Here is a 21,264-nt window from a genome sequence, read left to right on the forward strand (position 1 = left end):
GAGACCGACGTGAATATCCCCCGTATCCGCAAGAACGCCCCGCACCTGCTGCAGGCGGCCACCGTGGCCTTCCTGGCCACCCTGATGGGCCTGCCCGTACAGGCCGCGTTGACGGTACCTCCGGTGCCACCGCGCGCGGGCAACGGCGTGCCGCCGAACATCCTGTTCATCCTCGACGATTCCGGCTCGATGTCGTTCGAGAGCATGGAGAGCGCCACCGTCCCGTCGGTGACCTCGCCCACGATCACGAACAACACCTACGTCTCCAACACCATCTACTACAACCCGGCGATCACCTACCGGCCGTGGATGATGTCCAACGGCACGCGGCGCACCGGTGGTACCAGCTACAACGCCGTCTATCCCAGTTTCAATTACGTCACCGGCAACACGATCAACCTCGGCAACAGCAACGACTGCGAGTACGAGGACCGCAACGGCAGCAACACCCAGGTGTGCGGCGGCACGCAGACGTTCTACGTGCCCAAGAACCCCGCCAGCACCTCGGCGACCTACCTGTCGAGCGGCGCGAACTACTGGCGCTACCGGATCCTGGACAACAGCAACGGCGGCAATTCCGGCCGGGTGCAGCGCTGCGAGCGTGTCGGCAACAGCTGGACCAATTGTTCCTACAACACCCCGACCGGCCGCACCGAGGCCCAGGAACGCGACAACTACGCGACCTGGTTCTCCTACCATCGCACCCGCATCAAGGCCGCCAAGGCGGGCTCCAGCGAGGCGTTCCAGACGCTCGACGGGGACAAGTACCGCGTCGGCTTCACGACGATCTGGGGACCCAATGGCAGCGGTCCCGACAATCCGGAATTCCTGATCCCGGTGGGTACCGACAACGGCCTGTTCCGCGGCAGCAACCGGACGACCTGGTTCAGCTACCTGCACGGCGCGCGCGGCTACAACGGCACGCCCTTGTTGCCGGCCCTCGATCGCGCCGGCGGCTACTACTCCAATGCCTCCGACAACGGTCCCGGTGGCGGCCTGAAGAACAGCAACGGCCAGCAGTTCGCCTGCCGTCAGAACTTCGCCATCCTGACCACGGACGGTTTCTGGAACAACGGCTCGTCCGGCAAGGGCGATGCCGACAGCACGGCGGGCGCCACGATCACCGGCCCCAACAACGCCGACTACACCTATTCGCCCGTCAGGCCCTATGCCGACAACCGCGGCACCACGCTGGCGGACGTCGCGATGTACTACTGGAAGACCGACCTGCGGAACGACCTGGACAACATCGTGCCGCTGTCGCCGGGCAACCCCGCCTTCTGGCAGCACATGGTGACCTTCGGCATCTCGATCGGCCTGCAGGGTACCCTCGATCCGCAGACGGCCGTGACCGCGCCCGGCGCGAACAACGACCTCACCGACGGCGGTCTGTCCTGGCCCAATCCGCTCGACGCGGAAGACAACCATCGCATCGACGACCTGTTCCACGCAGCCGTCAACAGCCGCGGCAAGTTCGTGGCGGCGAGCGACCCGGTTGCCTTCGCGCAGGGCCTGCAGGACGCGCTGGCGGCGATCGCCAACACGACCAGCTCCAGCTCGAGCGTCTCGGCCAACAGCTCCTCGCTCAGCAACGACACCACGCTGTTCCAGGCCAGCTACATCGGTGGCCAGTGGACCGGCGAACTCCGCGGTCTCGCGGTCAGCTCGACCGGCATCGACGAGACCACGCCGAAGTGGGAAGCGTCCAAGAAGCTGCCTGCGTTCGGCAGCCGGAAGGTCTTCACCTTCGAGCCCACGCTCAGCGCGGGCGCCACCTTCCCGACGGTGACGCAGACAGTAGGCCTGAGCACGGCGGTGTCGCCGGCGCCGGCCAACGGCCTGGCCGTGGCGAACTACGTGAAGGGCGACACCTCGCAGGAAGTGCGCAACGGCGGAAGCTTCCGCGATCGCGTCAGCGTGCTGGGCGACATCATCCACAGCTCGCCTTACTACCTCGAGGACAACGACACCGTCTTCATCGGCGCCAACGATGGCATGCTGCATGCCTTCAACGCGACCACGGGCGTGGAGCGCTTCGCCTATGTGCCGCGCGGCGTGACGATGCCCAACTTGAAGACGCTGACCGACACCGCCTACGTGCACAAATATTTCGTCGACGGTCCGGTGATCGTTTCGACCAAGACCCAGACCCCGAACAAGAACATCCTGATCGGTACGCTGGGCCGCGGCGGGCGCGGAATCTTCGCGCTCGACGTGACCAATGCCGCCAGCTTCGGTGCGACCGACGTCAAGTGGGACATGGACGCGATCCCGCAGATGGGCAGCGTGCTTGGCAAGCCCTTCATCGCACGCCTCAACAACGGCAAGACCGGCGTGGTGGTCGGTAACGGCATGAACAGTCCGGGCGACAAGGCCTACCTGATAGTGCTCGACATCACCGATGGTTCGGTCATCGCGACGATCCCCACCGACGATGTCGCCGGCAATGGCCTGTCCTCGCCGCAGGGCTGGGACGAGGACGGCGACGGCGACGTGGACTACGTCTATGCCGGCGACCTGCGCGGCAATGTCTGGAAATTCGACCTCAGCGAATCCAACACCGGCAAGTGGGAGTCCGCGAACAAGACCGGCAGCACCCCGGTGCCGATGTTCGTGGCGAAGGACGCCAGCGGCAACCGCCAACCGATCACCGGCGGCATCACCGTCGCGATCGACCCGGCCACCTTCAAACGCTGGATCTTCGTCGGTACCGGACGCTACATCACCGATACCGACCCGCGCGACAAGTCGGTGCAGACGATGTACGGCCTGATCGACGAGGGCGCCACCATCAACTCGCGGGCCAACCTGCAGGAGCGGACGACGGTGGCGGTGTCCACCATCGACGGCCGCACGGTGCGTGGCTTCGAGGCCGCGAGCACCGCGCTGCCCCTGGACAAGAAGGGCTGGTTCATCGACTTCACGCCGCCTGCGCCGGGCACCGCGGAGGGTGAGCGGATGATCGGCGATCCGGCCGTCGTCGGTACCGTGCTCGCGTTCTCCACGATCATTCCCAGCGACGATCCGTGCACGCCGGGAGGCCGGGGCTTCATCAACGCGATCAATCCGTTCACCGGTGCCAGCGTCGCGCAGAACTTCTTCGACGTGGACGGCGACGGCAGCTACACCGACGACACCGTGGGCGGCATGCCGGTGGGATCGGTCGACACCGGCGTGGGCATGAACACCGACGGCGTCCTGCTCGACAAGATCCTCGGTGTCGGCGGCTCGAAGGGCAATACCGGTTCGGTCGGCGTCAACAATCCGGTCGCGCCGGGCCGAATCTCCTGGCGCGAAATCCTGAGGAACTGATGAGCATGCAGACAATGGGCACTTATGCGCGCCGGGGCACCCGGCGCTCCGGGAACACGGGATCGGCGGTGGGCGGTTTCACCTTGATCGAATTGATGGTCGTCGTGGCCGTCATCGCCATCCTCGCGGCCATCGCGATCAGCAGCTACGACTGGGCGGTGGTGAAGAGCCGGCGTGCGGCGGCCACCGGTTGCCTGACCGAGCGCGCCCAGTTCATGGAGCGCTTCTACACGACCAACATGTCCTACGTGGACGCGGCGGGCAACCCACCCGCGCTCGCGCCCTGCGAGGCCGACGTCGCCAATTTCTACAACGTCGGTTTTTCGGCCGCTCCCGCCCCCTCGGCGCGGGCGTACTCGCTGCAGGCGGTGCCCCAGGGCAAGCAGGCCTCCAAGGACACCAAGTGCGGCACCCTGACGATCAATTCGCAGGGCCTGAAGGGCGAGTCGGGTACGGCGGCTTCAGCCGACGACTGCTGGTAAACCGCCTCAAGAGCCCCGTGCCTGGGGCTCACACGACAAAAAGCCCGCCTAGGCGGGCTTTTTGCTTTCTGGTGTCTGGCGCCCGAAGTTGGACTCGAACCAACGACCCCCTGATTAACAGCTGTTCCAGAATCCCCTTCAACCCTCACCCAGCAACGCTCGCCGCTTGCCCGGGCCAGTTAGAATCAGCAGTTCGCAGTCCAAATTGGCTACGATATGGCTACGCTGCCAAAGCAATCCATAGGGGCCGCCTGAGCCCGTAGAGGAGGGGAACATGTCCGAGCGGGTCTGCGCGCCTTTGGATCAAATTCCGGATGCTCTGGCAAAGACGGGGTTCATCCTTGAGCATCAAGTTGCCCAGGAGTTCAAAAAAGCCGGATGGGCAACGATTGGTGGCCGTTTCTATGCGGATGATGTCGATGGACGGGCGAGAGAGTTAGACATAGTTGCTTATCGCACCTATAAGTCTAAAGAGCTTGACGTCGTAACTGGCGTTCTTATCAGCTGCAAGAAGGACGAGGAAACGACCTGGGCCTTTCTCACAAAAGATAAGCCTAAATACGATCCCAACTTTGATTGGAATCCCGTTCACTACTGGACGGATGTTGAGCCGCTACGCTCTTATCTGGCGAGTGACCCGTGGAAAGAGAAGTACATTACCTCCGCAGGAAAGCTTTACGACGAAAACTTCAGAGCCGCTCGGGATGTCTTCGCATTTCAGCAAGTCGCCTCGCTTAACGTCGCCGCCCGGAATGACAAGGCAATCTTTAACTCAATTGCGTCCCTGATGAAGGCGCTTGATCACGAGGTGGAGGCTGTTCCGAAACGCGCCAAAGGCCGAAAGCGCCTCTACTATTTCTCACTTGTCTCGGTCGTTGATGCCCCAATGGTCGACGTCAGCTACTCGGGAGAAGCGCCTGTAGCGGCGGAAGTGGCGCGCCTGACGCACCTTGCGCGCTATATGGTTCGAAGGCGAGACCTATCTGCCCTCATTCATTTCGTTCGAAGCGACAAGTTGCCGCAGTTTGTGGCGGCGCTTTCCAAGCTCGCGGATTTCAATGCGGCCCACATGACAAAACTGTTGGCTACGTCGTATGAGTCGATCCGCTGGAACGAAAAAGTTCGTGCGCATTTCGCGGATAGATTGAAGTGGCGGCTCGTCCTGAGAATTAACCAAGCTCTGCGCAAGAATGGAATCCCAGCTCCAAAGGTTGAGGACATGCGCATTGATTTTGAGGAGGGCCGGCTTAAGATTCTTATCGACACCTTCGACGGCGACGAATTGGAAATTCTCAATTCTGACGAGCCTTTGAAGACCCAAACCGCCAAGCTTTTAAAGGATGCCGCACGATACGAGGGCGACTTCGAATTCGAAGCCGACTTCCCCTTCTAGATGGGTCCGAATCACGATGCGTTATCCACGGACAGAGCTACCCGAAGCCCGCGCGGCGGTTCGGCGCCTCTGCCGAACCGAGCCGCCGCGCGGGTTGCTTCGCGCAGCGGAGCAAGGCTGTGGAGTCGGTGGGCAACGCGTACTTGACGACGCCGCGAGCCCTGTGGCAGCTTTGTCTCACACAAGTAGTAAATCGCAGCGCATAGTCGCGAAGTCGTGGTCGCGTCCACGACCCTCCAGAGCAGAAATAGGCAGGCTCTGGGGTGATGAAATAGATGCGCACTCATCTCGGGCCTGCCCCCTCCTTGTGATTTCCCGCAGCCATGCGGTGGAGTCATTTGGGCGCTCGAATGCCGTGACTCCTCCGCGCTTACCGGAGTCACGCTATGTCGATCAATTCAACCTCCTGCGGGCCGCTGGGCGCTGCATGCGATGTCGCGCAAGCGACACGCATGGGCGCCGGAGGCCCGGTGGTCGAGCAAGAGCCCCGTCCAGTAACACGGGGCGAAAGTCACACACACACCACGGCGCACGTAGATTGGTTTGCCTGCACGTTCCTCCCGGGAAGCGCAGGACTTGGCATTGTCGAATCTGTCTTCCTCCTCCCTCGCGCCGACTGGGTCAAGCGACCGGGAGGCTGGCAGGGTTACGACACGAGGATTGACCTTGGCGGGCTTGGACTGCTTGGCTACGGTGGTGAGCATCAGCGGGGCACCGTGCATCTGGAGCTCAACGCACTGGGCTGTGCTCGCGTCCGAGATTGGAACGCGGTGAAAGTCTGGTGTGAGGCTTACGGCGTACGAATCACCCGCGTAGATCTTGCCCACGACGACTTCACCGGAGAGGTTGTCAACGTGTCGCAGGCGCGAGCGTGGTTCCAACAGGGCCAGTTCACTACGGGGGGGCGTGCGCCCACTGCACGGTTGCTGGACGACCTCGGCTCCGACCGGGGCAAGACGCTCTACGTCGGGCAACGGCAGCACGGCAAGCTATGTCGCGTCTACGAGAAGGGCAAACAGCTGGGCGATAAGCAAAGCCCATGGTGTCGCGTCGAGGTCGAGTTCCGTGGGAAATCGCGCGTAATTCCCTATGACGTCCTCGTAAGGGCAGGGGACTACCTTGCCGGTGCGTATCCCTGCCTTGCCTACCTTTCGAAGCGCCAGGACAAGGTGCGGACCCTAAAGAAGTCCGCTGAAATTGGCTATGCCCGGATGGTTGAGTGCCTGCGAACGCAGTACGGCCCGGCACTAAACGCCATGCTCCGCGTGGAGGGCGGGGACCCCTTCGCGGTGCTTGAACAAGCCGTACGGCCGGGCGTGCCCAAGCGCCTCGCAAACCTGCCGCTGCCCCGACGAGGCAGCCGGGAAGGCCACGCAAAGTGATCACCCTCACCCTGCAAGAGGCCGCCGACCTGCTCAAGCTGCATCCGGTGACGGTTGCGGAGCGCGCCGCCGAAGGACGCATCCCTGCCGCCAAGATCGGCCGGCGGTGGGTGTTCATCCAAGATGACCTCATCGGCTACGTTCGGGCACACTACAAGCGGCGAGCGTTGCAGGGTGACAGCTCGGAGATTTCACAATGTCACTCTACAAGCGCAAGGACTCACCGTACTGGTGGGTCAAGCTCACGGTCAGCGGTCATCGCGTGTCGGAAAGCACTGGGACTGCCAACAAACGGCAAGCTCAGGAATACCACGACAAACGACGAGCGGAACTGTGGGAGCAGCAACGACTCGGCATAAAGCCGCGTCGGTCGTGGGATGAGGCGGTACTTCGGTACCTAGGTGAGGAGGTGAAGAAGAAGTCTGTTGGCGATGACAAGCTGCACCTTCGTTGGTGGCAGCCTCGACTCGAAGGCATGTGCCTGACCCAGATCACCCGTGATGTGGTGGACCGGTACAAGCAGGAAAGCCAGCGTAGCGGCGTCAGCGATGCAACTACGAATCGGCGTCTTCAGGTCTTGCGTGCAATCTTGAGGCGGGCCGCATTGGAGTGGGACTGGCTCGACAAGTTGCCTCGGTTCCGTCTGTTGAAGGAACCGCAAGGTCGCGTCCGTTACCTGACGCGAGAGGAGGCCGGGCGGTTGCTGGCTGAACTGCCGGAGCACTTGCGGGCCATGGCGCGTTTCTCGTTGGCAACGGGTTTGCGCCAAGGCAATGTCAAGGGGCTGCGCTGGGCGAAGGTCGATCTGGAACGTTGTTCCGCGTGGGTCGAAGCATCGGAGGCCAAGGGCAAGCGGGCAATTCCCGTTCCCCTGAACGCCGAAGCGATGCGGGTCCTCGAAGAACAGCGCGGGAAGCATCCCGAGTGGGTCTTCACGTTCCGGGGTCGGCCTTTCGAGTTCAAGACCAGCACGAAGGCATGGAGGAGGGCGCTACAGCGGGCAGGGATTGAGAACTTCCGCTGGCACGATCTCCGCCATACGTGGGCCAGCTGGCACGCCCAGAGCGGGACACCGATGCATGTGTTGCAGAAGCTCGGGGGGTGGCAGACCCCGGCCATGGTCCAACGCTACGCACACCTCGGCATGGATGACCTGAAGCGGTACGCAGAACAAGTTCAAATGGAGGAATCGAGCAGCGGCTACGATTTGGCTACGCCAGAAATGAAGAAGGGCCGCCGAAGCGACCCTAAATCATTGAAATTTTTGGCGCCCGAAGTTGGACTCGAACCAACGACCCCCTGATTAACAGTCAAGTGCTCTAACCAGCTGAGCTATTCGGGCGGGGACGTGAATTGTAAGGCCTCCAGAGCCGGGGTCAAGCCCTTTGGCGGCACGTCTTCAGGGCGCGCAGTCTTGGCCTCGCGGCAGGCGTTCGGTCCGAGGCCGTCCTGCATTGTTCACGATTATCCGGTGGGTGGCGCCCTTGCGTGGGGTGCACACTTCGATGGTCAGGTTGTGCCCGGCGGACCAGCCGTCGGGGCTGAACCGCACCCGGCTGCGGCCCGGCGTGCTGCGAATCGACAGGCCGTGGCCGACGCGCCCATCGTGTTCCAGGACGCGATCGGCCTTCACGGGTGCCGCCTGCCTGTCGGGATCGGCGTAGACGATCCATCCCGATTCCCATACGCCGTCGGTGCGGCAGTGCTGGCCGTCACGGCTGGGGCATACGGTGACCGGGTGCCCCAGCTTCACGGCCGCGAGGCGGCCCAGGGCGAGGGCGGTGGTCAGCCGATGCCGTGCGGCCGTCGCGGCGTGTGCCTCCAGCAGGGCGCCGAGCGGTGGCGATGCCAGGGCCGCGACGACACCCAGCACCGCCATGGCCGCCATCAGCTCCACGAGGGTGAATCCGCGGTTCAATGAGTTCCGGTCCATGCTTGCCTCCCTGGCCTTCGCTGGAGCCAGACTAGGCCGGCCGGCGGGGTGCGTCTGTCAGCAGACCCCGGACGCGGGGGTAGGAAAACTCCGCGGCGTCCCCATTCCTTTGTCTGACTACAATGGAGCCGACACCGCGATCGCCATGACTGACGCCTCCCCCGACAACCGTGTCGCCGATGCCGCTGCCGGACTCGATTCCCGCGGCTTCCGCCTGGTCGCGCCCTATACGCCGGCCGGCGACCAGCCCCAGGCCATCGAACGCCTGGTGGCCGGCTTCGAGGGCGGCCTGGCCCACCAGACCCTGCTGGGCGTGACCGGCTCCGGCAAGACCTACACCATCGCCAACGTCGTCCAGCAGGTGCAGAAGCCGACCCTGGTGATGGCGCCCAACAAGACCCTGGCGGCCCAGCTGTACGGCGAATTCAAGGCCTTCTTCCCCGACAACGCGGTCGAGTACTTCGTCAGTTACTACGACTACTACCAGCCCGAGGCCTACGTGCCCTCGTCGGACACCTTCATCGAGAAGGACAGTTCGGTGAACGAGCACATCGAGCAGATGCGGCTGTCGGCGACCAAGGCCCTGCTCGAGCGCCGCGACGCCCTGATCGTCTGCACGGTCTCGGCGATCTATGGCCTGGGCGACCCGAACGAGTATTTCCGGATGGTCCTGCACATGGTGCGCGGCGAACGGATCGACCAGCGCGAGCTGATCCGGCGGCTGACCGAGATGCAGTACACCCGCAACGACACCGAGTTGCGGCGCGGTACCTACCGCGTGCGCGGCGAGGTCATCGACGTGCATCCGGCCGAAAGCGACACCGAGGCGCTGCGCATCGAGCTGTTCGACGGCGAGATCGAGCAGCTGACGCTGTTCGACCCGCTGACCGGCGAGACGCTGGACAAGGTCCAGCGCTACACGATCTACCCCGGCTCGCACTACGTGACGACACGGCGGACCGTGCTCGACGCCATCGATACGATCAAGGAGGAGCTGCGGCTCCGCCTGGAGCAGCTGTATGCCGACAACCGGCTCGTGGAGGCCCAGCGCCTGGCCCAGCGCACCCAGTTCGACCTGGAGATGCTGGCCGAGGTGGGGTACTGCAACGGCGTGGAGAACTATTCCCGCCACTTGACCGGGCACATGCCCGGCGAGCCGCCGCCCTGCCTGTTCGACTACCTGCCGCCCGACGCGCTGCTGGTGATCGACGAGTCCCACGTCACCGTTCCCCAGGTGGGCGCGATGTACAAGGGCGACCGCTCGCGCAAGGAGACGCTGGTCGAGTTCGGCTTCAGGCTACCCTCGGCGCTGGACAACCGCCCGCTGAAGTTCGAGGAGTGGGAAGGCCGCTCGCCGCGCGCGATCTTCGTCTCGGCCACCCCCGGTCCCTACGAACTGAAGCATTCCGGCGACGAGGTGGTCGAGCTGGTGGTGCGCCCCACCGGCCTGATCGACCCCGAGGTGGAGATCCGCCCGGTCGCGACCCAGGTCGACGACGTCCTGGGCGAGATCCACGAGCGCGTGAAGCTCGGCGACCGCGTGCTGATCACGACCCTGACCAAGCGCATGGCCGAGAACCTGACCGAGTACCTGGGCGAACACGGCGTGCGGGTGCGTTACCTGCATTCCGACATCGACACGGTCGAGCGCGTCGAGATCATCCGCGACCTGCGCCTGGGCAAGTTCGACGTGCTGGTGGGCATCAACCTGCTGCGCGAAGGCCTGGACATGCCCGAGGTCTCGCTGGTGGCGATCCTGGACGCCGACAAGGAAGGGTTCCTGCGCTCGGCCGGCTCGCTGATCCAGACGATCGGCCGCGCGGCCCGCAACGTCCGTGGCAAGGCGATCCTGTATGCCGACCGGATCACCAATTCGATGCAGAAGGCGATCGACGAGACCGACCGCCGTCGCCAGAAGCAGGTCGAGCACAACGCCGAGCATGGCATCACCCCGACCTCGGTCAACCGGGCGGTGATGGACATCATGGAAGGCGCGCGAACCGAGCCCGATGCGGCGCGAAGCCGCGGCCGCGGTCGCAAGGTGGCCGACGACACGCCCGATTACGCCGCGATGGAGCCCCGCCAGGTGGCCGCCCGGATCAAGGCGCTGGAGCAGCAGATGTACCAGCACGCCCGCGACCTGGAGTTCGAGCAGGCCGCGTCGGTGCGCGACCAGTTGCGCCAGCTCAAGGAGCGCGGGTTCGCGGGCTGAACCCGGCAACGGGCCCGGATGCGACGAAACCTATTGTCGGGCGGCGCAGGCTGGGATACACTGCGCGCCCCTCGTCGGGTGGTTCGACGACGAATGGGCGGTTAGCTCAGCGGTAGAGCACTACCTTGACATGGTAGGGGTCACAGGTTCGAACCCTGTACCGCCCACCAGATTTGGTGAAGAAAGCCCCCGGTCCTCCGGGGGCTTTCTGTTTCTGGCGTCCGCAGCGGCGAGGGCGGTCATCAGGGCCGCAGTCGCAGGGCGTGCAGGCGTTCGTACGCGGGCCGGCAGGCCTCGGCGACGGCCCGCGCCGCGGGGGCCAGCCCGATCTCGCGCGGGCGGGGGCGCTCGAACCCGGTGGACTTCCAGACACTGTCGTACCAGTAGGGCGCCCAGATGCCGTCGCTGTCGCGCGGCCCGGCGGGCCAGGCCAGCATGCGCGTGCTGAAGGCGATCCCGAGGCGCTCGCACAGGGCCCTGAGGTGGGCTTCAGGGGCCTGCAGGAAGTCGGCGGCGTCGATCACCGGCGGGGTGGCACCCGCGGCGGTGAGTTCGGCATGCAGGCGGTCCTGCTGCAACAGGCCAATGTCCTCCGGGGCCACCGTCGCCCGCGACTGCAGATAAGACGCCACTACTTCGATGGGGTCGCGCACCAGGAACACGTTCGCCAGGCCGTGGATCCAGTCGTGGTCCATCTCCGGCAGCAGGTGGTGGCTCATGTGCTTCTGGTACCAGATCGGTGCACCGTCCGGGACAGGGCCGGAGGCCAGCGCTTCGACGACGTGTCGCCAGTCGGTCTCGCCGGCGGCGATCACCGCCGCGGCACCCGGGTGGTCCAGCCCGGTCCGCGCCAGGTAGGCCGCGTAGAGGGGCTCGTCGCTGACCACGCAGTCCGGCCGGTTCTCCCAGGCCCGCATCATCGCCGTGGAGATGTTGCGCGGGCCGCTCCACATCGCGATCCGCAGGGCGCTCACGCCAGCCGCTCTCCGGCGCGGAAGGCGATGTCGCGGGCCACGCGCTCGCGGTACAGCCCCTGCAGGCGCTCGACCATCGGCCCGGGGCGGCCGTCGCCCATGACCCGTCCGTCGACCTGGCGGACAGGCACCACGCCGGCGAAGGTCCCGGTGACGAAGGCCTCGTCGGCGCCGTAGACCTGGGTCAGGCTGAAGTTCTTCTCGAACACGGGGATGCCGGCGTCGCGGCAGGCGCCGATGACGTTCTCGCGGGTGATCCCGCCCAGGCAGTAGTCGCCGGTCGAGGTCCAGACCTCGCCCTTGCGGACAATGAAGAAGTGGGTGGAGTTGCAGGTGGCGACGAAGCCGTGCGGGTCGAGCATCAGGCCTTCGTCCGCGCCGGCCTCGGTGGCCTGGATGCAGGCGGTGATGCAGTTGAGCTTGCTGTGGCTGTTGAGTTTCGGGTCCTGAACGTCGGGGAAGCCGCGCCGCACGTGGACGGTGAACAGGCGCAGGCCGGTCGCCAGCGTCTCGGGCTTGGCGACCTTGTGCTCGGGGATGATGACCACCGTCGCCGGCCCCACGGTCACCCGCGGGTCCTGGTAGGGCGTCCGCTTCACGCCGCGGGTCACCATCAGGCGCACGTGCACGCCGTCGTGCATGCCGTTGGCGGCCAGGGTCTCGTAGAGCGCGGCGGTGAGCGCCCGCCGGTCCAGGCCGATGTCCATGGCGATGGCGCGGGCGCCTTCGTAGAGCCGGTCCAGGTGGGCGTCGAGGAAGGCGGGATGGCCGCCGACGATGCGCAGGCCCTCCCAGACCCCGTCGCCGAGGACGAAGCCGCTGTCGAACACCGACACCGTCGCCTCCGCCCGGGGCTTGAGCTGGCCGTTCATCCAGATGCGGATGTCGGCGTTGCGCGGGTCGTCGTGGAACTCGTGGATGCTGTGGGCCATGCGGCGTGCCTCGGGTCCGGTCGTGGGCGGGGGCTTATCGGCCGGCGCCGTCTTCCACCGCCTGCCAGGTGCGCAGCAGGTTGCCGCCCAGCAGCTTGCGGATGTCGGCATCGGAGTAGCCGCGCGCCTGCAGGCCGGCGACCAGGCGGGGATAGTCGGCCACGGTCTTCAGCCCGCTGGGCAGGTTGCCGCTTACGCCGTCGAAGTCCGAGCCGATGCCCAGGTGGTCGATGCCGACCAGGGCCACGCCGTGGTCGACCTGGTCGAGGACGGCGTCGATCGGCACCGTGCGGTTGGGGTGCGAGGCCTTCCATTCGGCGTCGAACTCGGCCTCGGTCTGCAGCGGCTGGCCGGCCGCCGCACGCGCGGCATTGGCCTGTTCCCAGGCCTCGGCGGCGACGAAGTAGTCCTGCAGGTCCTGCGCGGAAGCCGGATCGACGAAGCCGTTGCCGAAGGCCAGCTGGACGACGCCACCCTTCGCGGCGAGCTGCTTGGCCAGCGCGTCGCTGATGTTGCGCTCGAAGCCCGGGGTGAAGTGACGGAAGGCCGAGTGCGAGGCGATCACCGGCACGGTGCTCAGCTCGATTGCCTGGGCGGCGGCGTCGTCGGAGAGGTGGGAGACGTCGACCATGATGCCGAGGCGGTTCATCTCGGCCACCGCCTGCCGGCCGAGCGGGCTGAGCCCGTTCCACTTCTTGTCGCGCTGGTAGGAGGAATCGGCCAGCGCGTTGTTGGCACTGTGGGCCAGGGTGATGTAGCGGATGCCGCGGTCGAAGAAGAAAGCGATGTTCGACAGGTCCTTGCCGATCGGCGCGCCGTTCTCCATGCCCAGCGGCAGCAGCACCTTGCCGCCCTTGCGCAGGCGCGCCACGTCGCCGGGCGAGCGCAGCAGGGCGAATTTGTCGGGATGGCGCTGCACCAGCGCCTCGACCGCGTCGATCATCTGGTTGGCCACGCCCCACGCGGTACCGGCCTCGTCCTGGCCGGCCGAGGTGTAGATCGACATGAAGGCCACGTCCAGGCCGCCGGCCCGGGCGCGCGGGTAGTCGAACTCGCGGTCGGGCGCCTCGCCGTCCAGGTCGGCCCACTTCGACATCAACTGCCCGGGGGCATCGATGTGGGTGTCGACGATGACCGCGTCGCGCGCCAGCTTCTCCGCGGCCGGCGTGGCCTCGGCCGCGGCGGCCGTCGAGATCGCCAGCCAGCCGATCGCCAGCCCCAGTGGAATGCTCAAGCCTGTACGCATGCGGGTCGTTCTCCAATGTGAAGGGATGCCGGGCCCCCGGCGGGACGTCCCCAATGTAGCGGTCCGCGCGCCCGGATGCAGGCCCGCCGCCGCACCCGGTCCCCGTGGACCGTCGGCGGGGCCAGCGCGATCGTGCCCGTTTGATTGACTTGCGGCCCCCGGGCCACTAATTTGACGGTCCCCACGAGCAGAACAGGTGGCCCGCGGCAACCCGCCGGCCGAGCGTGCGACATGAGCACTACCACTGCCCATCGCTGAACCGCCCGAGGCCCCTGCACGCGCCGGCGCCCTCGTGGCGCTTTTTTTGTGCCTGTTCTTTTCTGCCACCACATATGTGATCCGTGATTCAGGCGCTTGATCGCGCTTGCCAATCACGAATATCCAATCACCAATAACGGTCTCCGTAATGATCACCATCACGCTCCCCGACGGCAGCCGCCGCGAGTTCGTCAATCCCGTGTCCGTCATGGACGTCGCCCAGTCCATCGGACCGGGGCTGGCCAAGGCCACCATCGCCGGCGCGGTGGACGGCAAGCTGGTCGACGCCAGCGACGTCATCGACCACGACGCCGCGCTGCGCATCATCACCGCCAAGGACGAGGAGGGCGTGGAGATCATCCGCCACTCCTGCGCCCACCTGGTCGGCCACGCCGTGAAGCAGCTGTACCCGGACGCCAAGATGGTGATCGGCCCGGTCATCGACGAAGGCTTCTATTACGACATCTACAGCGAGCGCCCCTTCACGCCGGAGGACATGGCCGCCATCGAGCAGCGCATGAAGGAGCTGATCGACCAGGACTACGACGTCATCAAGAAGATGACCCCGCGCGAGGAGGTCATCCGCGTGTTCGGCGAGCGTGGCGAGGACTACAAGCTGCGCCTGGTCGAGGACATGCCCGACGAGACGCAGATGGGCCTGTACTACCACCAGGAATACGTCGACATGTGCCGCGGCCCGCACGTGCCCAACACGCGCTTCCTGAAGGTGTTCAAGCTCACGCGCATCTCCGGTGCGTACTGGCGCGGCGACTCCAAGAACGAGCAGCTGCAACGCATCTACGGCACCGCCTGGGCCGACAAGAAGCAGCTCAATGCCTACATCCAGCGGATCGAGGAAGCCGAGAAGCGCGACCACCGCAAGATCGCGCGCCAGCAGGACCTGTTCCACCTGCAGGAAGAAGCCCCCGGCCTGATCTTCTGGCACCCGAAGGGCTGGTCGATCTGGCAGGTCGTCGAGCAGTACATGCGCCGGGTGTACCGCGACAGCGGTTACCAGGAGGTGCGTTGCCCGCAGATCCTGGACGTCTCCCTGTGGAAGAAGTCCGGCCACTGGGACAACTACCAGGAGAACATGTTCTTCACCGAGTCGGAGAAGCGCACCTACGCGCTCAAGCCGATGAACTGCCCCGGCCACGTCCAGGTGTTCAACCACGGCCTGCACAGCTACCGCGACCTGCCGATCCGCTACGGCGAGTTCGGCGCCTGCCACCGCAACGAGCCCTCCGGCGCGCTGCACGGCATCCTGCGCGTGCGCGGCTTTACCCAGGACGACGGCCACGTCTTCTGCACCGAGGGCCAGGTCGAGGCCGAGGTCACCGCGTTCCACGCCCAGGCGATGAAGGTCTATGCCGACTTCGGTTTCAGCGACATCCAGGTGAAGCTGGCCCTGCGGCCTGAATCGCGCCTGGGCGACGACGACACCTGGGACAAGGCCGAGGACGCCCTGCGCGCGGCCCTGCGCGCGGCCGGGGTGGACTGGGAGGAACTCCCGGGCGAGGGCGCGTTCTACGGCCCGAAGATCGAATACCACCTGCGCGACGCCATCGGCCGGACCTGGCAGCTGGGCACCATGCAGGTCGATTTCATGATGCCGGGCCGGCTGGGGGCGGAATATGTCGACGAACACAGCCAGCGCCGCCACCCGGTCATGCTGCACCGGGCCATCGTCGGCTCGATGGAGCGTTTCATCGGCATCCTGATCGAGCACCACGCCGGCCAGTTCCCGGCCTGGCTGGCCCCGGTCCAGGCCGTCGTCATGAACATCACGGACGCCCAGGCAGACTATGTCGATGGCGTTCGGAAAACCCTTTCAAATCAAGGCTTCCGGGTCCAGTCCGATTTGCGGAACGAGAAGATCGGCTATAAGATTCGCGAGCACACGCTGCAACGGGTGCCTTATCAGCTGGTGGTCGGCGACCGCGAGCGCGAGAATGGCATGGTCGCAGTGCGGACGCGAGGAGGGGAGGACCTGGGCACGATGACCGTCGCCGAGTTCGCCTCACGTTTGCGCAGTGAGCAGGTCGGCGCCGAAGGCGAAGGCTGACCCCGCAGTAGATTCACGGCACCGCCCCCGGCATGAACCCCGGGGCCGGCCCAACCCTCATTGGAGATCGCACAATCAGTACCCCCGACAAACCGAACCGCAGAAACCATGAGATCCGCGTGCCCCGCGTGCGCGTGATCGGTAGCGATGGCGAAATGATCGGCGTGCTCACGCGCGACGAGGCCCTCGGCCGCGCCGAGGACGAAGGCATGGACCTCGTGGAGATCCAGCCCAACGCCGATCCGCCGGTCTGCCGCATCATGGACTTCGGCAAGTACAAGTTCGAGTTGCAGAAGAAGGCCAACGCGGCCAAGAAGAAGCAGAAGCAGGTCGAGATCAAGGAAGTCAAGTTCCGTCCCGTCACCGACGAGGGCGACTACCAGATCAAGCTGCGCAAGATGCGCGGTTTCCTGGAGGAAGGCGACAAGATCAAGGTCAACATCCGCTTCCGTGGCCGCGAGATGAGCCATCAGGAGCTGGGACGCGAAATGGCGGCCCGGATCGAGGCCGACCTGGGCGAGGACATCGTCATCGAGTCGCGCCCGCGTCTGGAAGGCCGCCAGATGGTGATGATGATCGCGCCCAAGAAGAAGCAGTAGCCCGGCCGGCGCCTGGCTGAACCGCCTGGCGCCGCCAAAGCCACTGATTCGCAAGGAAAACATTGCAAGCCCGGCGAGCACCCGTCATACTAGGCGGCCCGGTTCGCCGGGTTTGTTGTTTCCGGTGGTTCCGTGCCGCCGGGTGACGACGTTCAGGACCTGTCGCTGATTCGTTTTGGATCAATGACTTACAAGCCGGCAAGGGCAGGACGGAAAGCGTGGCGCAGCCACCGCCCAGGCCAGTGACAAACATTCCGAAAGGACCCCGTTATGCCCAAGATCAAGACCCACCGGGGCGCGGCCAAGCGTTTTCGCAAGACCGCTTCCGGCAAGTACAAGGCTGGCCACGCCAACCGTAGCCACATCCTCACCAAGAAGGCGACCAAGCGGAAGCGCAACCTCCGGCAGACGAACCACGTTCGTGCCGAGGACGCAGGCCGTCTGGACCGCATGCTGCCGTATCTCTGAGGAGGACTGAAAAATGGCACGAGTCAAGCGTGGCGTCACTGCACGACGCCGTCACAAGAAGATCCTCAAGCAGGCCAAGGGCTACTACCACGCGCGCCGCAAGGTGTTCCGCGTTGCCAAGCAGGCCGTCACCAAGGCCCTGCAGTACGCCTACATCGGCCGCAAGCAGAAGAAGCGCAACTTCCGCTCGCTGTGGATCACCCGCATCAATGCCGCGGCCCGCATCAACGGCCTGAGCTACAGCCGCTTCATGAACGGCCTGTCCAAGGCCGGCATCACCCTCGACCGCAAGGTGCTGGCGGACATCGCCGTGCACGACGCGGCGGGTTTTGCCGCGCTGGCCGAGAAGGCGAAGGGCGCGCTCGCAGCGTAATTGTCACCGAAGGGCGCCCGCGCACCGCGCGGCCGCCCGGCCGGACAATGCAGTACACGCATGGGGAAGGGCGCAAGTCCTTCCCCATGTTCGTTTTTGGCGCGGGTGGATAGATGACTGGAATCGAATCACTGACAGACCGGGCGCTGGCCGAGATCGCCGCCGCCGACACTTCGGCCGCGCTCGAGGCCCTTCGCGTGGGGCTGCTGGGCAAGTCCGGCAGCGTGACCGCGCAGCTCAAGCAACTGGGCGCCTTGCCGGCCGACCAGCGCAAGGCCGCGGGCGAGGCGATCAACCGGGCCCGCGATGGCCTGGCGACCGCCCTGGCCGCGCGCAAGGCCGAACTCGACGCCGCCGCCCTGGAGGCGCGCCTGGCGACCGAGACCCTGGACGTCACCCTGCCGGGCATCGATGCCGGTCGTGGCGGCCTGCACCCGGTCAGCCGCACCCTCGAGCGCATGGCCGAGATCTTCGCCCGGCTGGGCTTCGAGCTCTCCGACGGGCCCGAGATCGAGGACGACTGGCACAACTTCGAAGCGCTCAACTTCCCCCCGCACCACCCCGCGCGGGCGATGCACGACACCTTCTACATGGCCCCCGACGGCACGGGCACCCCGCGCCTGCTGCGCACGCACACCTCCGGCGTGCAGGTGCGCTACATGAAGGAGCACTCGCCGCCGCTGCGCATGATCGCGCTGGGCAAGGTCTACCGCAGCGACAGCGACCAGACCCACACGCCGATGTTCCACCAGTGCGAGGGCCTGCTGGTCGACGAACACGCCAGCTTCGCCGACCTCAAGGGCACGCTGACCGAGTTCGTCCGCGCCTTCTTCGAGCGCGACTTCGAAATGCGCTTCCGCCCCAGCTACTTCCCCTTCACCGAACCCTCCGCCGAGCTCGACATCGCCTGGCAGCAGGCGGACGGCACGACGCGCTGGCTGGAAGTGCTCGGCTGCGGCATGGTGCACCCGAACGTGCTGCGCAACGTCGGCATCGACCCGGAGAAGTACACCGGCTATGCCTTCGGCATGGGCGTGGAGCGCCTGGCGATGACCCGCTACGGTGTCGACGACCTGCGCGCGTTCTTTGAAAACGACGTCCGCTTCCTCAGGCAGTTCGCTTGACGGCCGTGATGGGTGATGGGTGATTGGTGATTCGTGGTTTCACGAGTTGAATGCCAGTCCGCGTCTCCCCGTTGCGCCCCTCGAATCACTCATCGCGAATCACGCATAACGGCTTCGATACATGAAATTCAGCGAGAACTGGCTGCGCCAGCACGTTCCCACCTCCGCCGACCACGACAGGCTGGTGGCCACCCTGACCGCGATCGGCCTGGAGGTCGAGGACGTGGCGTCGATGGGCGATTCGCTCGACGGCGTGGTGGTGGCCTGCATCGTCAGCGCCGAGAAGCATCCCGAGGCCGATCGCCTGCAGGTCTGCCAGGTCGACACCGGGGACGGTCGGGTGCAGATCGTGTGCGGCGCGCCGAATGCGCGGCCCGGCCTGAAGGCGCCGCTGGCGAAGGTCGGCGCGGTGCTGCCCGGCGGCATGGCGATCAAGCCGGCCCGGCTGCGTGGGGTGGAGTCGATGGGCATGCTGTGCTCGGCCAAGGAGCTGGGTACCGACGTCGATGCCTCCGGCCTGCTCGAGCTGCCGGCCGACGCGCGGGTCGGCCAGCCGATCGCCGAGTGCCTGGGCCTGCCCGACGCCAGCATCGAGATCAAGCTGACCCCCAACCGCGCCGACTGCTTCAGCGTGCGCGGGATCGCCTACGACGTCGCCGCCGCCCTCGGCGGCCAGGTCGAACCGCTCGAGGCCGCGCCGGTGCCGGCGGCCAGCGCGATCGCGCCCCAGGTGCGCCTGGAGGCCGGCGAGAAGGTGCCGCGCTTCGTCGGGCGTGCGATCGACGACGTCGACGCCGGCGTCGACACGCCGCTGTGGATGGCCGAGCGCCTGCGTCGCAGCGGCGTGCGGCCGATCAGCTTCCTGGTCGATGTCACCCAGTACGTGATGCTGGAGCTGGGCCAGCCGATGCATGCCTTCGACCGCGACCGCCTGGTCGAGCCGGTCGTGGTCCGCCATGCGAACGCGGGCGAAGCGCTCAAGCTGCTCGATGGGCGCACGGTGGACCTGGACGGCGACTTCCTGGTGGTCGCCGACAGCCAGGGCGGCGAGGGCGCCCGCGCAGTTGCCCTGGGCGGCATCATGGGCGGCCACGACACCCGCGTCACCGACACCACGCGCCGGGTCTTCCTGGAAGCCGCGCACTGGGTGCCCTCGGCCATCATCGGCCGCAGCCGGCGCCTGGGCCTGCACACCGACGCCGGCCACCGCTTCGAGCGCGGCGTCGACCCCGAGCTGCCGCGGATCGCGGTGGAGTACGCCACCCGCCTGATCCTGGACATCGCCGGCGGCGCGCCCGGCCCGGTGGTCGAGGTGGCGCGCGAGGGCGACATCGCCCGGCCCGGGGCCATCGTCCTGCGCCGCGAGCGCCTGGCCCGCGTGCTCGGCGTGCGCGTGCCCGACGACGAGGTCGAGCGCATCCTGCGCGCGCTCGGCCTGGCGGTGGACACGGTCGACACCGGTTGGCGCGTGGTCGCGCCGACCCGGCGCTTCGACATCGCCATCGAGGAAGACCTGATCGAGGAGGTCGTCCGCATCCACGGCTACGACGCCGTGCCGACGACGCTGCCCGCTGGCGCGTCGCGCCTGGCGGCACCGGGCGAGGGCCGTGTGGACCTGCCCACGCTGCGCCGCCACCTGGTCTCCCGCGACGCGCTGGAGGCGATCAACTACGCCTTCGTCGACCGCGAGCTGCTCGAGGCCTGGTCGATGGACGCGGGCGCCGTGCCTCTGGCCAATCCGCTGAGCGCCGAACTGGGCGTGATGCGCACCGCGCTGGTCCCCGGCCTGGTCGCCGCGCTGGGGCGCAATGCCGCGCGCCAGCAGTCGCGCGTGCGCCTGTTCGAGGTCGGCAACGTGTTCGCCGCCAACCCGGCGGGCGGTGCCCGCGAGACCCTGCGCGTGGCGGCCGCCGTATGCGGCAGCGCCGGCGCCGAGCAGTGGGGCCAGCCGGAGCGGCCGGTCGGCTTCCACGACCTCAAGGGCGACCTGGAGAGCCTGGCGGCATTGGCGGGCGCGCGCCTGTCCTTCGTCGCCGCTCAGCCGGCCTGGGCCCATCCGGGCCGTTGCGCGGACGTCCTGCGCGACGGCGTGCGGATCGGTTGGCTGGGCGAGCTGCACCCCCGCCTGCGCGAACTCCTCGAGCTGGACGTGCCGGTAGTGGCCTTCGAGATCGACCTCGTGCCCTTGGCTGAACGGGCGATCCCGCGCGCCGGGCGCATCTCCAAGTATCCGTCCGTCCGCCGGGACCTTGCGTTCGTCGTCGCCGAAGGCCTGGCATGGGCGACGGTTTCGGCCTGCGTGGAAGCCGCCGCGGGCCCGGTGCTGCGGGATCTGGTGCTGTTCGACCAGTACCAGGGCAAGGGGGTGGAATCAGGATTCAAGAGTCTCGCTATGGGCTTGATTCTGCAGGATGAATCCCGCACTCTCACAGACCGTGACGTGGACGGGATCGTGGCCGCAGTGACGGCTTCGCTCCAGCGCGAGCACGGCGCGGTCATCCGCGGCTGAGG

General features: G+C 66.4%; 16 protein-coding genes, 2 tRNA genes and 1 pseudogene. 14 read left to right on the forward strand and 5 right to left on the reverse strand.

Annotated features, from left to right (window positions below; genetic code table 11):
- The first annotated feature begins 9 nt into the window (after positions 1-9).
- The 6 genes and pseudogenes from H4F98_RS07155 to H4F98_RS07175 all read left to right on the forward strand — a co-directional run bounded on the left by H4F98_RS07155 (position 10) and on the right by H4F98_RS07175 (position 7,872).
- Complete coding sequence (locus H4F98_RS07155) at positions 10-3,312, forward strand: pilus assembly protein (protein WP_343064745.1); 3,303 nt, start codon at positions 10-12, stop codon at positions 3,310-3,312.
- A complete protein-coding gene (locus H4F98_RS07160; RefSeq protein WP_343064746.1) occupies positions 3,312-3,794 on the forward strand; it encodes a type IV pilin protein in 483 nt (160 codons plus the stop codon). Before H4F98_RS07155 ends, H4F98_RS07160 begins: the two co-directional genes overlap by 1 nt.
- A 274-nt stretch (positions 3,795-4,068) precedes the next feature.
- The gene (locus tag H4F98_RS07165; protein WP_182686251.1) at positions 4,069-5,187 is read left to right on the forward strand and encodes a hypothetical protein; all 1,119 of its coding nucleotides are present in this window, start codon (positions 4,069-4,071) and stop codon (positions 5,185-5,187) included.
- A 386-nt stretch (positions 5,188-5,573) separates the two neighbouring features.
- Positions 5,574-6,569, forward strand: coding sequence for a replication initiation factor domain-containing protein (locus H4F98_RS07170; protein ID WP_182686253.1), 996 nt, complete (start codon positions 5,574-5,576; stop codon positions 6,567-6,569).
- A pseudogene (locus tag H4F98_RS17030) lies at positions 6,566-6,706 on the forward strand (helix-turn-helix domain-containing protein); the annotation flags it as partial. The gene H4F98_RS07170 and the pseudogene H4F98_RS17030, both read left to right, overlap by 4 nt.
- A gap of 59 nt (positions 6,707-6,765) precedes the next feature.
- Positions 6,766-7,872: a tyrosine-type recombinase/integrase gene (locus H4F98_RS07175; RefSeq protein WP_182686255.1), complete on the forward strand. Its 1,107-nt coding sequence runs from the start codon at positions 6,766-6,768 to the stop codon at positions 7,870-7,872.
- Here H4F98_RS07175 and H4F98_RS07180 read toward each other — a convergent pair.
- Positions 7,835-7,911, reverse strand: a tRNA-Asn gene (locus H4F98_RS07180). The two genes, H4F98_RS07175 and H4F98_RS07180, sit on opposite strands and share 38 nt — an antisense overlap.
- A 57-nt stretch (positions 7,912-7,968) precedes the next feature.
- Positions 7,969-8,502, reverse strand: coding sequence for a GspH/FimT family pseudopilin (locus H4F98_RS07185; protein ID WP_182686430.1), 534 nt, complete (start codon positions 8,500-8,502; stop codon positions 7,969-7,971).
- Positions 8,503-8,647: 145 nt separating this feature from the next.
- Between H4F98_RS07185 and uvrB the strand changes: the two genes are divergently transcribed.
- On the forward strand, positions 8,648-10,714 hold the full coding sequence (uvrB, locus tag H4F98_RS07190; RefSeq protein ID WP_182686257.1) for an excinuclease ABC subunit UvrB: 2,067 nt from the start codon (positions 8,648-8,650) through the stop codon (positions 10,712-10,714).
- Between the two features lie 95 nt (positions 10,715-10,809).
- Positions 10,810-10,884, forward strand: a tRNA-Val gene (locus tag H4F98_RS07195).
- A 72-nt stretch (positions 10,885-10,956) separates the two neighbouring features.
- Here the strand turns inward: H4F98_RS07195 and H4F98_RS07200 are convergent.
- Genes H4F98_RS07200 through H4F98_RS07210 form a run of 3 tightly spaced genes read right to left on the reverse strand, consistent with a single transcriptional unit; the run spans position 10,957 to position 13,866 of the window.
- Positions 10,957-11,688 carry a sulfotransferase-like domain-containing protein gene (locus H4F98_RS07200; protein ID WP_182686259.1) on the reverse strand — a complete coding sequence of 244 codons (732 nt, stop codon included), beginning with the start codon at positions 11,686-11,688 and terminating at the stop codon, positions 10,957-10,959.
- Positions 11,685-12,620, reverse strand: a complete 936-nt coding sequence (locus tag H4F98_RS07205; RefSeq protein ID WP_182686261.1) for an aminotransferase class IV — start codon at positions 12,618-12,620, stop codon at positions 11,685-11,687. The genes H4F98_RS07200 and H4F98_RS07205 overlap by 4 nt, the downstream gene beginning before the upstream one ends.
- Before the next feature lie 34 nt (positions 12,621-12,654).
- A complete protein-coding gene (locus H4F98_RS07210) occupies positions 12,655-13,866 on the reverse strand; it encodes a dipeptidase (protein ID WP_182686263.1) in 1,212 nt (403 codons plus the stop codon).
- 406 nt (positions 13,867-14,272) lie between these two features.
- Between H4F98_RS07210 and thrS the strand changes: the two genes are divergently transcribed.
- From thrS to pheT, 6 genes are all read left to right on the forward strand, one after another.
- Positions 14,273-16,189, forward strand: a complete 1,917-nt coding sequence (gene thrS / locus H4F98_RS07215; RefSeq protein ID WP_182686265.1) for a threonine--tRNA ligase — start codon at positions 14,273-14,275, stop codon at positions 16,187-16,189.
- Between the two features lie 59 nt (positions 16,190-16,248).
- Complete coding sequence (infC, locus tag H4F98_RS07220; protein ID WP_170218456.1) at positions 16,249-16,788, forward strand: translation initiation factor IF-3; 540 nt, start codon at positions 16,249-16,251, stop codon at positions 16,786-16,788.
- A 270-nt stretch (positions 16,789-17,058) separates the two neighbouring features.
- Entirely contained in the window at positions 17,059-17,256 is a 198-nt protein-coding gene (rpmI, locus tag H4F98_RS07225; protein WP_024889803.1) for a 50S ribosomal protein L35, read from the forward strand.
- Positions 17,257-17,269: 13 nt separating this feature from the next.
- Positions 17,270-17,629 (forward strand): 50S ribosomal protein L20, encoded by a 360-nt coding sequence (gene rplT, locus H4F98_RS07230; RefSeq protein WP_141516857.1) that lies wholly within the window; start codon positions 17,270-17,272, stop codon positions 17,627-17,629.
- Positions 17,630-17,742: 113 nt separating this feature from the next.
- The gene (gene pheS, locus H4F98_RS07235) at positions 17,743-18,753 is read left to right on the forward strand and encodes a phenylalanine--tRNA ligase subunit alpha (RefSeq protein ID WP_182686267.1); all 1,011 of its coding nucleotides are present in this window, start codon (positions 17,743-17,745) and stop codon (positions 18,751-18,753) included.
- Positions 18,754-18,874: 121 nt separating this feature from the next.
- On the forward strand, positions 18,875-21,262 hold the full coding sequence (gene pheT, locus H4F98_RS07240) for a phenylalanine--tRNA ligase subunit beta (RefSeq protein WP_182686269.1): 2,388 nt from the start codon (positions 18,875-18,877) through the stop codon (positions 21,260-21,262).
- Positions 21,263-21,264 lie beyond the last annotated feature (2 nt).

Source organism: Marilutibacter spongiae (genome assembly GCF_014145325.1).
Taxonomy (GTDB): domain Bacteria; phylum Pseudomonadota; class Gammaproteobacteria; order Xanthomonadales; family Xanthomonadaceae; genus Marilutibacter; species Marilutibacter spongiae.

Bases quoted from the DNA above. Each gene is read 5' to 3' on its own strand.
- H4F98_RS07170 (WP_182686253.1), top strand. From the start codon at position 5,574: ATGTCGATCAATTCAACCTCCTGCGGGCCGCTGGGCGCTGCATGCGAT.
- H4F98_RS07160 (WP_343064746.1), top strand. From the start codon at position 3,312: ATGAGCATGCAGACAATGGGCACTTATGCGCGCCGGGGCACCCGGCGC.
- pheS (WP_182686267.1), top strand. From the start codon at position 17,743: ATGACTGGAATCGAATCACTGACAGACCGGGCGCTGGCCGAGATCGCC.
- H4F98_RS07185 (WP_182686430.1), bottom strand. From the start codon at position 8,502: ATGGACCGGAACTCATTGAACCGCGGATTCACCCTCGTGGAGCTGATG.
- pheT (WP_182686269.1), top strand. From the start codon at position 18,875: ATGAAATTCAGCGAGAACTGGCTGCGCCAGCACGTTCCCACCTCCGCC.
- H4F98_RS07165 (WP_182686251.1), top strand. From the start codon at position 4,069: ATGTCCGAGCGGGTCTGCGCGCCTTTGGATCAAATTCCGGATGCTCTG.
- H4F98_RS07175 (WP_182686255.1), top strand. From the start codon at position 6,766: ATGTCACTCTACAAGCGCAAGGACTCACCGTACTGGTGGGTCAAGCTC.
- thrS (WP_182686265.1), top strand. From the start codon at position 14,273: ATGATCACCATCACGCTCCCCGACGGCAGCCGCCGCGAGTTCGTCAAT.
- H4F98_RS07210 (WP_182686263.1), bottom strand. From the start codon at position 13,866: ATGCGTACAGGCTTGAGCATTCCACTGGGGCTGGCGATCGGCTGGCTG.
- uvrB (WP_182686257.1), top strand. From the start codon at position 8,648: ATGACTGACGCCTCCCCCGACAACCGTGTCGCCGATGCCGCTGCCGGA.
- rpmI (WP_024889803.1), top strand. From the start codon at position 17,059: ATGCCCAAGATCAAGACCCACCGGGGCGCGGCCAAGCGTTTTCGCAAG.
- rplT (WP_141516857.1), top strand. From the start codon at position 17,270: ATGGCACGAGTCAAGCGTGGCGTCACTGCACGACGCCGTCACAAGAAG.
- H4F98_RS07205 (WP_182686261.1), bottom strand. From the start codon at position 12,620: ATGGCCCACAGCATCCACGAGTTCCACGACGACCCGCGCAACGCCGAC.